The organism is Pseudomonas sp. OV226, from assembly GCF_003148705.1.
Classification (GTDB): Bacteria; Pseudomonadota; Gammaproteobacteria; order Pseudomonadales; family Pseudomonadaceae; genus Aquipseudomonas.
Genome location: NZ_QGGS01000002.1, coordinates 491,959 through 506,778, shown reverse-complemented (window position 1 = coordinate 506,778; position 14,820 = coordinate 491,959). Strand labels below are relative to the sequence as shown.

Annotated in this window: 14 protein-coding genes; 1 reads left to right on the top strand and 13 read right to left on the bottom strand. The window is 60.8% G+C overall.

Annotated features, from left to right (window positions below):
* Positions 1–2: 2 nt before the first annotated feature.
* Positions 3–665: an HAD-IA family hydrolase gene (locus C7534_RS05475; protein WP_109785208.1), complete on the bottom strand. Its 663-nt coding sequence runs from the start codon at positions 663–665 to the stop codon at positions 3–5.
* A complete protein-coding gene (gene rluC / locus C7534_RS05470) occupies positions 652–1,614 on the bottom strand; it encodes a 23S rRNA pseudouridine(955/2504/2580) synthase RluC (RefSeq protein ID WP_046031678.1) in 963 nt (320 codons plus the stop codon). The genes C7534_RS05475 and rluC overlap by 14 nt, the downstream gene beginning before the upstream one ends.
* A gap of 700 nt (positions 1,615–2,314) precedes the next feature.
* Here rluC and rne point away from each other — a divergent pair.
* Positions 2,315–5,533, top strand: coding sequence for a ribonuclease E (gene rne, locus C7534_RS05465; RefSeq protein WP_109785207.1), 3,219 nt, complete (start codon positions 2,315–2,317; stop codon positions 5,531–5,533).
* Between the two features lie 80 nt (positions 5,534–5,613).
* Here the strand turns inward: rne and C7534_RS05460 are convergent, their stop codons facing one another.
* The 11 genes from C7534_RS05460 to C7534_RS05410 form a co-directional block, all read right to left on the bottom strand.
* Positions 5,614–6,210, bottom strand: coding sequence for a nucleotidyltransferase family protein (locus C7534_RS05460; RefSeq protein ID WP_109785206.1), 597 nt, complete (start codon positions 6,208–6,210; stop codon positions 5,614–5,616).
* A complete protein-coding gene (locus C7534_RS05455) occupies positions 6,207–7,190 on the bottom strand; it encodes an XdhC family protein (RefSeq protein WP_109785205.1) in 984 nt (327 codons plus the stop codon). Before C7534_RS05455 ends, C7534_RS05460 begins: the two co-directional genes overlap by 4 nt.
* Positions 7,190–9,517, bottom strand: a complete 2,328-nt coding sequence (locus C7534_RS05450) for a xanthine dehydrogenase family protein molybdopterin-binding subunit (RefSeq protein WP_109785204.1) — start codon at positions 9,515–9,517, stop codon at positions 7,190–7,192. Before C7534_RS05450 ends, C7534_RS05455 begins: the two co-directional genes overlap by 1 nt.
* The gene (locus C7534_RS05445) at positions 9,514–9,987 is read right to left on the bottom strand and encodes a (2Fe-2S)-binding protein (protein WP_046031673.1); all 474 of its coding nucleotides are present in this window, start codon (positions 9,985–9,987) and stop codon (positions 9,514–9,516) included. Before C7534_RS05445 ends, C7534_RS05450 begins: the two co-directional genes overlap by 4 nt.
* Positions 9,988–10,225: 238 nt before the next feature.
* On the bottom strand, positions 10,226–11,245 hold the full coding sequence (gene murB / locus C7534_RS05440; protein ID WP_109785203.1) for a UDP-N-acetylmuramate dehydrogenase: 1,020 nt from the start codon (positions 11,243–11,245) through the stop codon (positions 10,226–10,228).
* Positions 11,242–11,706, bottom strand: a complete 465-nt coding sequence (locus C7534_RS05435) for a low molecular weight protein-tyrosine-phosphatase (RefSeq protein WP_046031671.1) — start codon at positions 11,704–11,706, stop codon at positions 11,242–11,244. The genes murB and C7534_RS05435 overlap by 4 nt, the downstream gene beginning before the upstream one ends.
* Complete coding sequence (gene kdsB, locus C7534_RS05430) at positions 11,706–12,470, bottom strand: 3-deoxy-manno-octulosonate cytidylyltransferase (RefSeq protein WP_077431507.1); 765 nt, start codon at positions 12,468–12,470, stop codon at positions 11,706–11,708. Before kdsB ends, C7534_RS05435 begins: the two co-directional genes overlap by 1 nt.
* The gene (locus C7534_RS05425) at positions 12,467–12,652 is read right to left on the bottom strand and encodes a Trm112 family protein (RefSeq protein WP_007945752.1); all 186 of its coding nucleotides are present in this window, start codon (positions 12,650–12,652) and stop codon (positions 12,467–12,469) included. Before C7534_RS05425 ends, kdsB begins: the two co-directional genes overlap by 4 nt.
* Before the next feature lie 25 nt (positions 12,653–12,677).
* Positions 12,678–13,688, bottom strand: coding sequence for a tetraacyldisaccharide 4'-kinase (gene lpxK / locus C7534_RS05420; protein WP_109785202.1), 1,011 nt, complete (start codon positions 13,686–13,688; stop codon positions 12,678–12,680).
* Positions 13,688–14,116 (bottom strand): ExbD/TolR family protein, encoded by a 429-nt coding sequence (locus tag C7534_RS05415; RefSeq protein WP_077431504.1) that lies wholly within the window; start codon positions 14,114–14,116, stop codon positions 13,688–13,690. The genes lpxK and C7534_RS05415 overlap by 1 nt, the downstream gene beginning before the upstream one ends.
* Complete coding sequence (locus C7534_RS05410) at positions 14,113–14,748, bottom strand: MotA/TolQ/ExbB proton channel family protein (RefSeq protein WP_046031667.1); 636 nt, start codon at positions 14,746–14,748, stop codon at positions 14,113–14,115. The genes C7534_RS05415 and C7534_RS05410 overlap by 4 nt, the downstream gene beginning before the upstream one ends.
* Between the last annotated feature and the right edge of the window lie 72 nt (positions 14,749–14,820).

The window sequence follows — 14,820 nt, the reverse complement described above, 5'->3', positions numbered from 1 at the left end:
TGTTAAGCCCGCTGATTCAGCCAGGCATGCAATTCTGAAAAACGATCAATGGCCAGCGCCGGCCCGAACACTTTCAGCGCCTCGATCGATTGCGCGCCATAGCTGACTGCAACCGAATCCATGCCGGCGTTGCGCGCCATCTGCAAGTCGAAGGACGAATCGCCGACCATCAACGCTTGCTCAGGGCGAACCTCGCAGTGGGCGAGAATCTGCTCAAGCATCAGCGGATGAGGCTTGCTCGCGGTTTCGTCGGCGGCACGGGTAATGTCGAAATAGTCCTCCCACCCGTGAGACTTCAGCACCCGATCCAGCCCGCGACGCGCCTTGCCGGTCGCCACAGCCAAATGATACCCCTCGGCACGGAACGCCTCCATCGACTCGACGACCCCCTCGAACAACGGCGAAGGCACCGCCTCCGAAGCGATGTAGTGATCGGCATAGTGCTGACGAAACGCTACCAGTTCGGCGTCGCCAATCTCGGGATACAGGGTGCGAATCGCTTCCGGCAAACCGAGACCGATGATGCCCTTGACGGCAAAGTCGTCACGCAACGGATACCCGGAGCGTTCGGAAGCGACATGCATCGCCTCGACAATCCGACCGATGGAATCAGCCAATGTGCCATCCCAATCGAAGATCAGCAGCTTGTAATCAGAGGGGCGCACTCAATCGCTCCACGGTCTTGGCCCACATTTCATCCACTGGCGCCTGCAACTTCAGCTCGCCACCATCGGGCAGCGGCACGGTCAGCATGTAGGCGTGCAGGAACAGGCGCTTGCCGCCCAAATCACGGATCTCTTTGCTGAAATCGTCATCGCCGTACTTGGTGTCGCCGGCAATGCAATGCCCGGCGTGCAAGGTATGGACGCGGATCTGGTGAGTCCGGCCGGTAATCGGCTTGGCTTCGATCAGGGTGGCAAAGTCGCCGAAGCGGCGCAGGACCTTGAACACGGTCACCGACTCCTTCCCCTCCTCCTCGTCGACCTCGACCATGCGCTCGCCGGAGCGCAGATTGCTCTTGCCCAGCGACGCACGAACCTGCTTGATCGAGGCCGCCCAGTTACCGCGGACCAGCGCCATGTAGCGCTTGTCGACGCCATCGCCGCGCAATGCCGTGTGCAAATGGCGCAGCATGCTGCGCTTCTTGGCGATCATCAGCAGGCCGGAGGTGTCACGGTCGAGACGGTGGACCAGCTCCAGCTCCTTGCAATCGGGACGCAACTGACGAAAGGCTTCGATCACTCCATAAGTCAGGCCGCTGCCGCCATGAACCGCAATGCCGCAAGGCTTGTTGATCACGATCAGCGCCTTGTCTTCGAAGACAATCGAGGCCTCGAGGCGCTGCAGCAGGCCTTGGGCCAGCGGCACCGGCTCGTCGCGCTCAGGCACGCGAACCGGCGGCACGCGCACGATATCGCCCGCCTGCAGCTTGTATTCGGGCTTGATCCGCCCCTTGTTCACACGCACTTCGCCTTTACGCAAAATGCGGTAAATCAAGGTCTTGGGCACGCCTTTGAGCCGAGCGAGAAGGAAGTTGTCAATACGTTGGCCGGCATATTCCGGCGAGACCTCCAGCAGCTGTACCGCTGGGGTCGGAGGGGTTGTAGTCGTCATGGCGCGGATGATAACAATTTTTTATGGAATTGAAGCACTTAATCATTGCTGCTATAGTCGCGAACGCCGCCAAAAGCGGCCTGGACAGCGGACCAACGGTCAAAAACCGGCCCTGACCAACGCAATTCACCAGGACGTGAGGCCGTCCTACGGGGCTTTCGCTACGTAACGGTGGAGTTTGCAGCTGTAACGAGCGCAGGTGACATGAGGCCTGAATCAAGCCGCAAAGCAGAGTTTTCACTCGCCTTGCGAGCCAATATTCACGGCCAGTTCACAAAGTGCAGTCAGCGACGAACGACCCCGAGCGAACGCTTCGGAAACAACGCCTAAATTAGCCATGATGCGTGACCTCCCCCTTCGGAGCTCACGGTAAATGCCAACCCGCTGCGGATTCTGCGCGCGGCAGCACCCGAATTATCAGGGATACGTGTAGGGTGGAGATGCACAACCGCTGGACTGTGTAGCAATAGGCTTTATCAAGACGCTTCATCTCGTCCACAGCCGCTGGTTGATTCCTCCTCCTGACTGAGTGCTTAAGTAGCCACAGCAAGCAGGACGCGTACGTCGCGACACCGACCCAATTGGTCGGGGTTCGCTAGACACTGGAGTGGCCAACCACTCCTGACGCACCTGACACCGACCGTGAGAAGTCGTGTGTGCCGAACGCCGTTTCCGGCAGCCCGGAAACCGACGGTACTACATGAAAAGAATGCTGATTAACGCAACTCAACCCGAAGAGTTGCGTGTTGCACTGGTAGATGGCCAACGCCTCTACGACCTGGACATCGAATCCGGTGCACGCGAGCAGAAGAAGGCCAACATCTATAAAGGCCGGATTACTCGCATCGAACCAAGCCTTGAGGCTGCCTTTGTCGATTTCGGCTCCGAGCGCCACGGCTTCCTGCCCCTCAAAGAAATCTCCCGCGAATACTTCAAGAAAGCCCCCGAAGGCCGCGTCAATATCAAGGACGTCCTGAGCGAAGGCCAGGAAGTCATCGTTCAGGTCGAAAAAGAAGAACGTGGCAACAAGGGCGCCGCCCTGACCACCTTCATCAGCCTGGCCGGTCGTTACCTCGTTCTGATGCCGAACAACCCGCGTGCCGGCGGTATCTCCCGTCGCATTGAAGGTGAAGAGCGCAACGAATTGCGTGAAGCCCTGAACGGCCTGGTTGCCCCGGCCGACATGGGCCTGATCGTTCGCACTGCCGGCCTTGGCCGCAGCAGCGAAGAAATGCAGTGGGACCTCGATTACCTGCTGCAACTCTGGACCGCCATCAAAGAAGCCTCGCTGGATCGCTCCGCGCCGTTCCTGATTTACCAGGAAAGCAACGTGATCATCCGCGCCATCCGCGATTACCTGCGCCAGGATATCGGCGAAGTGCTGATCGACAGCGTTGAAGCCCAGGACGAAGCCCTGACCTTCATCCGCCAGGTGATGCCGCAGTACGCCAGCAAGATCAAGCTGTACGAAGACAGCGTTCCGCTGTTCAACCGTTTCCAGATCGAAAGCCAGATCGAGACCGCTTTCCAGCGCGTCGTTGAACTGCCTTCCGGCGGTTCCATCGTTATCGATCCGACCGAAGCCCTGGTGTCCATCGACATCAACTCGGCGCGCGCCACCAAAGGCAGCGACATCGAAGAAACCGCACTGCAGACCAACCTTGAAGCCGCCGAAGAAATCGCCCGTCAGTTGCGCCTGCGCGACATCGGCGGCCTGATCGTCATCGACTTCATCGACATGACCCCTGCCAAGAACCAGCGCGCCGTGGAAGAGAAAGTCCGCGAATGCCTGGAAGCCGACCGTGCTCGCGTGCAAGTCGGTCGCATCTCGCGCTTCGGCCTGCTGGAAATGTCCCGTCAACGCCTGCGTCCATCGCTGGGCGAAAGCAGCGGCATCGTTTGCCCGCGTTGCAACGGCACCGGCATCATCCGTGACGTTGAATCGCTGTCGCTGGCCATTCTTCGCCTGATCGAAGAAGAAGCCCTGAAAGACCGCACCGCCGAAGTTCGCGCACAAGTGCCGATCCCGGTTGCAGCGTTCCTGCTCAACGAAAAACGCAACTCGATCACCAAGATCGAACTGCGCACCCGTGCCCGCATCGTCATTCTGCCGAACGATCACCTCGAAACGCCGCACTTCGAAGTTCAGCGTCTGCGCGATGACAGCCCGGAAGCCGGCATCAATCAGTCCAGCTACGAAATCGCTGCTGCCGCTGCCGAAGTCGAAGAAGTCCAGCCAGCCGCTGCGACCCGCACCCTGGTTCGCCAGGAAGCGGCAGTCAAGACCGCTCCGGCCCGCGCCAACGCTCCGGTTCCGACCGAAGTCGTTGCCGCTCCAGTAGCCGCACCGGCTGCCGTGCCAGAACCAAGCCTGTTCAAAGGCCTGGTGAAGTCACTGGTCAGCCTGTTCGCGACCAAGGAAGAGCCTGTTGCTCCGGTTGTGGTTGAAAAACCAGCGACCACCGAGCGCCCGGCCCGTAACGAAGAACGTCGCAACGGTCGTCAGCAGAGCCGCAACCGTAATGGTCGCCGCGACGAAGAGCGCAAGCCTCGTGAGGAACGTGCACCGCGTGAAGAACGCGCACCACGTGAGCCACGCGAAGTCCGTGAAGAAACCCCGGCCGTAGCTCGTGAAGAACGTGCTCCACGCGAAGAACGCGCACCACGCGCCCCTCGCGAAGAACGTGCACCGCGCGCTCCACGCGAAGACCGCAAGCCACGTGGCGATCGTGAAGAACGCCCGGTTCGTGAACTGCGCGAGCCTCTGGATGCTGCTCCGGCCGCTGCGGCTACCGCTGAAGAGCGTCCGGCTCGTCAGCCACGTGAAGAACGCGCACCACGCCCACCGCGTGAAGAACGTCAGCCACGTGCAGAACAAGCTGCTGCCGCCGTTGCTGAAGAAGAGCTGACCTCCAACGAAGAGCAACTGCAGGAAGACGGTCAGGAAGGCGCCGAAGGCGATCGTCCACGCCGCCGCTCCCGTGGCCAGCGTCGTCGCAGCAACCGTCGCGAGCGTCAACGCGATGCCAACGGCAACGTGATCGAAGGTTCGGAAGAATCCGAAGGTAACGAAGCGGGCGAAAGCAACGAAGCACCAACCACTGCCGATCTGGCCGCCGGCCTGGCTGTTACCGCAGCCGTTGCCAGCACCGTGATCAGCGCACCGGCTGAAGCACAAGCTCACGAGCAAGCTGAACGCGCCACTGCATCTGTTCAGGAAACGGCTCCGGTTGAAGCGCCAGTGGTTGAAGCAACGACTCCGGTCGAAGCGACTGCCGCTCCGGAAATCGAAGTGGCTCCGGTTCGTGAAGCGTTCGTTCGTGAAGAAGCCCAATCTGTAGTTGAAGCGACTGTCGTCGCCGAGCCAGTGGTTGCTGCCGAGCCTGCTGCCGAAACCGTCACTGAAACCGTGACCGAAGCTGTTCGCGAAGTTCGTGAAGAACAAACCGCGTTCAACTGGGTTGCCGAGCCGGTTGCTGTTGAAGCGCCAGCACCGGTGGCTGAAGCTGAAGTAGCTGAAGTAGCTGAAGCGATGGTTTCCGAGCCCGTAGTCGTGGCTGCCGAACCTGCTCCAGTGGTTGAAGCACCGGCTCCGGTTGTTGCCGAAGTGGCTGAACCTGCTGTTGAAGTGGCCCCAGTCAGCGCCCTGACGCCAAGCGGCCGTGCACCGAACGACCCGCGTGAAGTGCGTCGTCGCAAGCGTGAAGAAGAGCGTCTGCAGAGGGAAGCCGAACTGGCTGCCACTGCTGCTCCGGTTGAAGCGCCTGTCGCTGCAGAGCCAGCGCCGGTTGTTGCTGAAGTGGTCGAAGCGGCACCTGCCGAATCGGTCATCGAGGAAGCACCTCGCTCCGTTCAGGAAGCAGTAGAGCAACACGAACAAGCCCAGGAAAAAGAGCACGAGCCTAAACCACTCGTCTAACATCCTCGGTTATTAAAAAGCCCCGCCTGGTGATCCAGGCGGGGCTTTTTTATGTCTGTTGTCTCGTTCCCACAGGCGATCTATCCCGGCTTGTAGATCAGCGCTTCAGGCACATCCACATCCCACAATACCCCTGGATCATCCACTGCCACTTCGATCACCCTGCCCTGCGCAAACAACGGCTTGGCCCCACGATCTCCCGACAGCGCCATCAACGCCGAGCAAAAGATGCGACCAAATCCCACCGGATGCCCAAACTCACCCTCCAGCACCGGCACGCTGATCGCATCGTCAGTCACGCCCGCCAGCACTGCTTCAATCGTGGACGGCAGGATAAACGGCATATCCCCCAACACCATCAGCCAGCCACTGAACTGCGCACACGCCGCCACGCCGGCTGCGATGCTGTCACCCATGCCCGTCGCTTCGATCAGTACAATCTCGCAGCCATACGCCTGAGCCATGCGAATCACTTGCGGACGATCCGCAGTCGTCACCAACACGCGCTTATCCAGCGAAGCCGGCAGGTTCACCAATACCTGCTCAATCACCGAGCGAACAGCACCGTCGCGCCCCGTGCAATCGGCCAACAACTTGTCCTTCTCAGCCCCCGCCACCTGACGAAAACGACTGCCCTGCCCCGCCGCCAGCACAATCACGCCGATGGGTTCATTCATAAAGCCTCCCGCAACGGCTTTTTCTGCTTCAGTTCAACGCCGTTCTTGATCGCGACAATTTCCGCCATCAATGACAAGGCGATTTCTGCCGGACTGTGGCTGCCAATGTGCAACCCGATCGGCCCGTGCAGGCGCTCGATGGATTGCGCCGACAAGCCCAACTGAGCGAGGTTCTCCCTGCGCTTCAGGCTGTTGACCCGCGAGCCCAGTGCGCCGACATAAAAGGCCTTGGAGTCGAGGGCCGTGAGCAGTGCCATGTCATCCAGACGCGGGTCGTGAGTCAGGGCAACGATGGCCGTGCGCTCGTCGGTCTGGATGTTCAGCACCGCTTCGTCCGGCATGCCCGGTACGAAGCGTCCGTGCTGTTCTTCCCAACCGTAGACGAATTCGGTGCGTGGATCGCAGATCAACACTTCGAAATCCAGCAGCCGCGCCATTTCGGCGACGTAACGGGACAATTGCCCCGCACCGATCAGCAACAGGCGCCAACGCGGGCCATAAATAGCGCGCAGCGTATGGCCATCAAAACTCAGCACATCGGCCTTGTCCGCCGCCTGCAAAGCCACTTCGCCGGTCGCGATGTCCAGCGAACGTGCGACGATTTCATGGGCTTCGCAGCGCGCCAGCAACTCAGCGACCCAGGCCGGGTCGCCGACCCGCTCTTCGGTCAGGCGCAACGTACCGCCGCACGGCAAACCAAACCGCGCGGCCTCCTCGCGAGTGACACCGTAAGTGATCAACTGAACGGGCGGCCCGTCGGCCGGGATACGCCCGTCGTGCAGACGGGCAATCAGATCATCCTCGACACAACCGCCCGACACCGAGCCAATCACCACGCCATCTTCACGCAACGCCAACATGGCACCCGGTGCCCGAGGCGCGGTGCCCCAGGTCTGGACCACGCTGTACAGCACCACTCGCTGACCGGCGCGGCGCCATTCAAGCACGCTGCGCAGGACGTTCAGATCGACGCTATCCATCAGGTGGTAGCCTTCTGCCAACCTTGCAGTTGATAGCGAACCGGCAGGTTGCGGATGCGCTTGCCGGTGGCGGCAAAGATTGCATTGCACAGTGCCGGCGCAATCGGCGGCACACCTGGTTCCCCGACACCGCCCAACGGCACAACCCCTGGCGGCGTGACCAAATGAACGGCAACTTCCTTGGGCGCCAGGGACATGCGCGCCACTTCGTACATGTGGAAGTTGTCCTGCTGGACCTTGCCGTCCTTGAAGCTGATTTCTCCCAGCACCGCGTTGCCCAGGCCCATGACGCAAGCGCCCTCGAACTGCGAGCGGATACGCTCAGGGTTGATTTGCGGCCCGCAATCCACGGCGATGTCGGCCTTGTGCACAATCAGCGTGCCGTCGTCTTTGACTTCGACCTCGATCGCGGCAGCCACATAAGTGACAAAGCTGTAATGCACGGCCAGGCCCAGGCCTCGGCCCTTGGGCATTTCACGGCCCCAACCGGCGGCTTTGGCCGCGGTTTCCAGCACTGTGCGCAGGCGCGCGGTGTCGATTGGATAACGCTCGGGGGATTCGCCGTAGTTCCACCCGTCACTCAACGTTCTTGGATCGATCTGACGGTCAGGGCCGATCAGCTTGATCTGGTACTTGAGCGGATCCTGCCCGGCCTTGTGCGCCAGCTCATCGACAAAACTTTGAATCGCAAAGCCGTGCGGGATATTCGATACCGAGCGATACCAGCCGACGCGGGTATGAACCGTGGCTTCCGGGTTTTCCAGGCGCACGTTGGGAATCGCGTAGGCCATGTTGGTGAACCCCATGCCCAGCTCGAACGCCGCCTCGTGGTTCATGCCTGGTGCAAACAGCGCGGTGATGCTCGGGGCCACGGTGCGGTGCAGCCAGGCGGATGGCAGGCCGTCCTTGTTCAGACTGGCTTTGAGGTACTCGACCGACACAGTGTGGAAATAGGAACAGTGGATGTCGTCTTCACGGGTCCATTGCACCCGCACAGCCTTGCCGGGAAACTCTTTAGCGAGGATGGCGGCTTCAATGATGAAGTCAGGTTTGGATTTGCGACCAAAACCGCCACCCAGCAAGGTCACGTTGAACGTCACGTTATCGAAGGGAATGCCCAGGCGTTCGCCGATCCTGGTGCGGGTCACCTGCGGCGCCTGACTCGGCCCCCAGGCTTGGCAGACACCGTCCTTGAAGCGGGCAATGGCGACCATCGGCTCCATGGGTGCCTGAGCCAGATGCGGCAAGTAGTAAGACGCGTCGAAAGTACTGTCGGCACTGCTCAAAGCCTCTTCGATGTTGCCGGTATTGCGTACCACTTTGCCGGGCTTGAGGGACGCCGCTTCCAGTTCCTTGCGATAGGCAATGGAGTCATAACTGGCGTTCGGACCGTCGTCCCACTCGATCTTCAGCGCATCACGCCCTTTGATCGCGGCCCATGTGTTGCTGGCCACCACGGCCACACCGCCCAAGGGTTGAAACTCGGACGGCAGCGGGCGGCCTTCGATCTGCAGGACTTTGATCACGCCCGGAACTTGCAGCGCGGCGCTGGAATCAACGGATTTGACCTTGCCGCCGTACACCGCCGGACGCGCAATGGTGGCGTAGAGCATGCCGTCAAAATGCACGTCGGCACCGTAAATGGCGCGGCCATTGACGATGTCGGCGCCATCGATGGCCTTGATTCCTTCCTTGCCGATGTAGCGAAACTCTGACGGCTGCTTGAGCCGCAGACTGTCACGGGCCGGCACGGCCAGCGCACCCGCCGCTGCGGCCAGGGCGCCATAGCCCAGCTCACGCCCGGTCGGCTGGTGAATCACTTTATGCAATTGCGCTCGGCACTCGGCGACCGGCACTTTCCACTGCGCGGCAGCGGCTTGTTCCAGCATGGTTCGCGCGGCGGCACCGCAACGGCGCATCGGTTCAAACCAGTGACGCATGCTGCGGGAACCGTCGGTGTCCTGATTGCCGAAACGTACTTCGTCGCCCGGCGCCTGCTGCACCTTCATCATCGACCAGTCGGCGTCGAGTTCATCGGCCACCACCATCGTCAGGCTGGTGCGCACGCCCTGGCCCATTTCCGAACGGTTGCAGACCACCGTCACCATGCCGTCGGCAGCAATGCTGATGTACACCTTCGGATCATCGACCCAACCGTGCGGCATGCCCTCGGCGCCAAACTGCTTCGGCTCCTCGGCCAAAGCGTCTTGCCAACCCCAACTCGCAGCCAGCACCAATGCGCTGGTGGCGCCCACACCCTTGAGAAAACCCCGGCGACTCAAATTACTGAGATTACTCAGGGCAAAATCATTCGGTAACTGGCTCATGCCTTGGCCTCCTTCAAGTGTATGGAAGCCTGACGGATGGCAGTCTTGATGCGGTTGTAAGTGCCGCAGCGGCAAATGTTACCGACCATTGCCTCTTCGATTTGCGCGTCGGTGGGATCGGGATTGGTCTTGAGCAGTGCCGTCGCGGACATGATCTGCCCGCCCTGGCAGAAACCGCACTGGGCCACGGCGGTGTCGAGCCAGGCTTGCTGGACAATCTTGCCTATCGGGTCGTTGTGCAATTCGTCGATGGTCGTGACGTTTTGCCCGAATGCGGAACCGACGGTCGTGATGCAAGCCCGTGCGGGTTGACCGTTGATATGAATCGTACAGGCGCCGCACAGGCCCATGCCGCAGCCGAATTTCGTGCCGGGATGGCCGCCCGCAACATCGCGGATAGCCCAGAGCAACGGCATCTCGTCCGCCACATCCATTTTGTAAGGTTGTCCGTTGAGAATCAGGGTATTCATGGGCACGCCCGCATAGTTCTTGAGGTATGGGGTCGAGCAATCTGCCGTTGGGACTTGGTTCGTAACACGCAGATCGACTCAAGCTGAGGCTCTCTTGTGCGACGGGAACGTCTGCACCGGGCCTTTAGTGGAGCAAGTGCTTGCATCGTTAGGTGGCTAAGTTAACCCAGCATTAACAAAAAAGCCCTGTACGGTTGAAGGCGTTCAGGGCTTTGAGATCAGTCTTGAAAGCGTAGCCTCAGTACTGATTGGGCTCCATTTCCAGGTCGACATGGAAACGTTCCGATATGTCTTTCTGGATACGCTGCGCCAGGCTGAGCAATTGCAGGCCCGTCGCAGTGCCGTAATTGACCAGCACCAACGCTTGCAACTTGTGCACGCCAGCATCGGCATCGCGGAAGCCTTTCCACCCTGCCCGTTCGATCAACCAGCCTGCAGCCAGCTTCATTTGACCGTCCGGTTGTGCATAGGCGACCAGGTCCGGATATTCGCCCTTGAGCTGTGCGACCAGTGCCGCGGGCACCAGCGGGTTTTTGAAGAAACTGCCCGCATTGCCCAGCAAGGCCGGGTCCGGGAGCTTTTCATTGCGGATGCTGCAAATGGCCAGGCTGACATCCGTTGCCGTCGGTTGCTCGATGCCTTGCTCGGTCAGGCGCTGGCGCACTGGGCCGTATTCCAGATGCAGGTGCGCGGCGCGGTCCAGCGCAAAACGCACCCGCAGGATCAACCAACGCCCCGGCTGCTGTTTGAACACGCTGTCGCGATAAGCGAAATTGCATTCTTCGAGAGTGAAATCCCGCAGCTCGCCAGTCTGGCGATCCAGCGCGGTCAGGCCGGAGAACACGTCCTTGATTTCGACCCCGTACGCGCCAATGTTTTGCATCGGCGCCGCACCGACGGTACCGGGAATCAGGCTGAGGTTTTCCAGGCCCGACAACCCTTGCGCCAGCGTGTGCTGCACGAACGGATGCCAAGGCTCGCCGGCCTCGGCTTCGATCACGACTTTGCTGCCGTCATCGCTGAGGATGCGAATCCCGCGCGTGGCCATGCGCAGCACCAGCGACTGGATATCCGCTGTCAGCAGCAAGTTGCTGCCGCCACCGATGACCAGCAGCGGCACATCATGCGCCGCCGCATACGCCAGGGCTTCGCGCACGTCAGCATCGCTGTGGGCTTCGGCAAACAGACGAGCCTGAACGTCGACACCGAAGCTGTTGAACGGTTTGAGCGAAACCTGTGATTGAACCTGCAAACTCATAGCCGTCCCTTCAATTCGATCACCAGCAAATCACTGGCGCGCTCGATCAGGTCCAGCACCTGTTCGAAGCCCTGGTCACCGTCGTAGTACGGGTCCGGGACCTCATCGAGTTCCGACTGGTAGCGACGCAGGAACAAATCCAGCTCGGCTTTGCCCTTGGCCGGTTGCAGCGACTTGAGGTGGCGCAGGTTGCTGTTGTCCATCGCCAGAATCAGGTCGTAAGTGGCGAAATCGGCACGGGTGACTTGCTGGGCGCGCTGGGCGGACAAGTCGTAACCGCGCAACTTGGCCGCGGCCTGGCTGCGTTTGTCCGGCGCCTTGCCGACATGCCAGTCACCGGTGCCGGCGGAGGCGACTTCAATCTGATCGGCCAGCCCCGCTTCGCGCAGTTTGTGCCGCAGCACGCCTTCGGCCGTTGGAGAACGGCAGATGTTGCCCAGGCACACGAACAAAACGCGCATCAGGCCTCCAGCAGGCGACGAACGCGCTCAAGGTCTTCAACGGTGTCGACACCGGTTGGCGGCGCGATCAGCGCGTCGGCGACGTGAATCCGCACGCCGTGCCACAAGGCTCGCAGCTGTTCCAGCGACTCGGTGTTTTCCAGCCAGCACGGGCCCCAGCTGACGAAGTCCTGCAGGAAACCGGCGCGATAGGCATAAATGCCGATGTGGCGACGGTATGGCACGCCTTCCGGCAATTGCTCGCGGCTCTTGGCGAACGCGTCCCGGGCCCACGGCAAGGTCGAGCGACTGAAGGTCAGCGCCAGGCCATTAAGGTCGCTGACGACCTTGACCACATTGGGGTTGAACAGTGTTTCCACGTCTTCGATCGGCTCGGCCAGGGTGGCCATGCGCGCTTCGGTGTGAGCAGCGAGGTTGGCGGCGACCTGATCGATCACGCTCGGCGGGATCAGCGGTTCGTCACCCTGGACGTTGACCACGATGGCGTCGGGCGCCAAGCCGAGTTTTGCTGCGACCTCGGCCAGACGGTCGGTGCCGGAATTGTGGTCTTCGCGGGTCAGCACCACTTCAGCACCGAACCCGTTGCACGCCTCGACAATGCGCGCATCGTCGGTGGCAACCACCACACGCTGTGCGCTGCTTTTGCTGGCCTGTTCCCAGACATGCTGGATCATCGGCTTGCCGGCGATCAGCAGCAGCGGCTTACCCGGCAAGCGGGTGGAGGCAAAACGCGATGGAATGACAACGGTAAAGGCTGTGGTCATTTATCCAGACGCTCGTCGGTGGTCAGGGTGCGCGCTTCAGTTTCGAGCATCACCGGAATGCCGTCGCGAATCGGGTATGCCAGACCGGCGCCCTTGCTGATCAGCTCGGTCTTGTCGGCGCTGAGCTTGAGTGGGCCTTTGCAGACCGGGCAAGCGAGGATATCGAGCAATTTGGTGTCCATGAGCATTCCCTGGATAAAAACGGTTTTAAGGCAAAAGACGATCCGGCAACAGGCGCATCAGCTGCGTATCGAACCAGGCCACGAAGGCCGGCGATGGCACAGCATCGACCGCCAGGTACCACCAATCGGCGGCGGCAAAGGCACGGCACTTCACCGCGTCCTTTTCAGTCATCACCAACGGCAATGACGGTGTGAAATTCAAGGCCTGCACGCTGTACTCGGCGTGGTCGGCAAACGCATGCGGAACTGGCTTGCAGTGTAGCGTTTCGAGGGTTTTGAAGAAACGCTGCGGATTGCCGATCCCGGCCACTGCGTGCACCGCCTGGCCTGCGGGAAAGTGGTCGAGGGGGCGCCGCTCACCGCTTTGCAGATTGATAAAGGCGGTGGGTTGGAGCTGGAAGGCAAAACCGTTGTCGCGATCATCGCTAGCGCCGTTGTACAGCACCGCGTCGACGCTTTGCAGGCGCTCGACCGGTTCACGCAACGGCCCGGCGGGCAGGCAACGCTGATTGCCCAGACCTCGTGCGGCGTCGATCAATACCAGTTCCAGGTCACGGGCCATCCGGTAATGTTGCATGCCGTCATCGGACAGGATCAGGTCCAACGGCTCGCTCGCGAGCAGTGCTTTGATGGCGCTGCTGCGGTCCGGGTCGATCATCAAGGGCACGCCGGTGCGCTGGACGATCAACAGCGGTTCATCGCCCGACACATCGGCGCTTTGATCGGCTTCGACTCGCCAGGGTAGCTGCGGCGGTTTGGCACCGTAACCGCGACTGACCACGCCGACCCGCAAGCCGCTGCGCTGGCAATGCTGGATCATCCACAGAATCAGCGGCGTCTTGCCGGTGCCGCCCACCGTGATATTGCCGACCACAATCAGCGGCACGGGCGGCTGATAGATCTCGCCCTCACCCGCCAGAAACCGCTTGCGCTTGTTCATGACCACCCGCCGGTACAACCACTCCAGTGGCTGCAACAGCTTCAGGGCCGGATGACCTTCGTACCACGCGGCGAGCAAGCGATCAGACATGGCCATCAGGGCGCGGGCGCCGCCTCGACGGTGGTCATGCGCAAGTGACTGAAACCGAGTTTCCCGGCGGCGTCCATGGCGGTGATGACGGATTGATGTTGGGTCTTGCCGTCAGCGCTGATGGACAGCGGCAAATTGGTGTCACCGTTGGATTCTTTTTGCAGCGCTTCCATCAAGGTCACCAGATCACTCTTGGGCAACACATGATTGTTCACCGAGATCACGCCTTCGGCGTTGATGGTGATGTCCAGTTGCTTGACTTGCTGATCTTCGGCCGGCGAGCCGCTGACCGCTTCCGGCAGTTCGACGCGCAACTGGGTTTCTCGGGTAAAGGTGGTGGTCACAACGAAAAACAGTAGCAAGACAAACACCACGTCGATCAGCGACACGAGATTGATGTCCACGTTCTCCCGTTGCTTGCGGCGGAATTTCACGCTTTGCCCTCAGCCAGATCAACGTCACGGTCGCCCTGCACCACTTCAACCAGCTTGATGGCTTCCTGCTCCATCCCCACCACCAGTTCATCGATGCGCCGTTGCAAGAACCGGTGAAAGAATACCGACGGGATGCCGACGATCAGGCCCGAAGCCGTGGTGATCAAGGCTTTGGAAATACCGCCGGCCAGCACTGCGGCGTTGGTGGTCATGCCCGTGCCCATGAACGAGCTGAAGATATCGATCATGCCCAGCACCGTCCCCAGCAATCCGAGCAACGGGGCCATGGCGGCGATGGTGCCCAAGGCATTGATGTAGCGTTCGAGTTCGTGAATGACCCGCGCGGCGGCTTCTTCAATGCACTCTTTCATGATCTCGCGACCATGCTTGGAGTTGGCAAGGCCCGCCGCCAGGATCTCGCCCAACGGTGAGTTGGCGCGCAGTTCCTTGAGTTTTTCTTTATTGAGTTGCTTGTCCTTGATCCACACCCAGACCTGCCCGAGCAGATGCTCCGGGGTCACACGGCTGGCTCGCAGGGTCCAGAGACGCTCGGCGACGATCGCCATGGCCGCGATGGAACTCAGAATGATCGGCAGCATCATCCAACCGCCGGATTTGACCAATTCCCACACAGTGACAGTCCCCTCGAAAAAGTGCGCCACTCTAACATAGGGGCCGAGCGCACCGAAGACCGTGATGTCGCA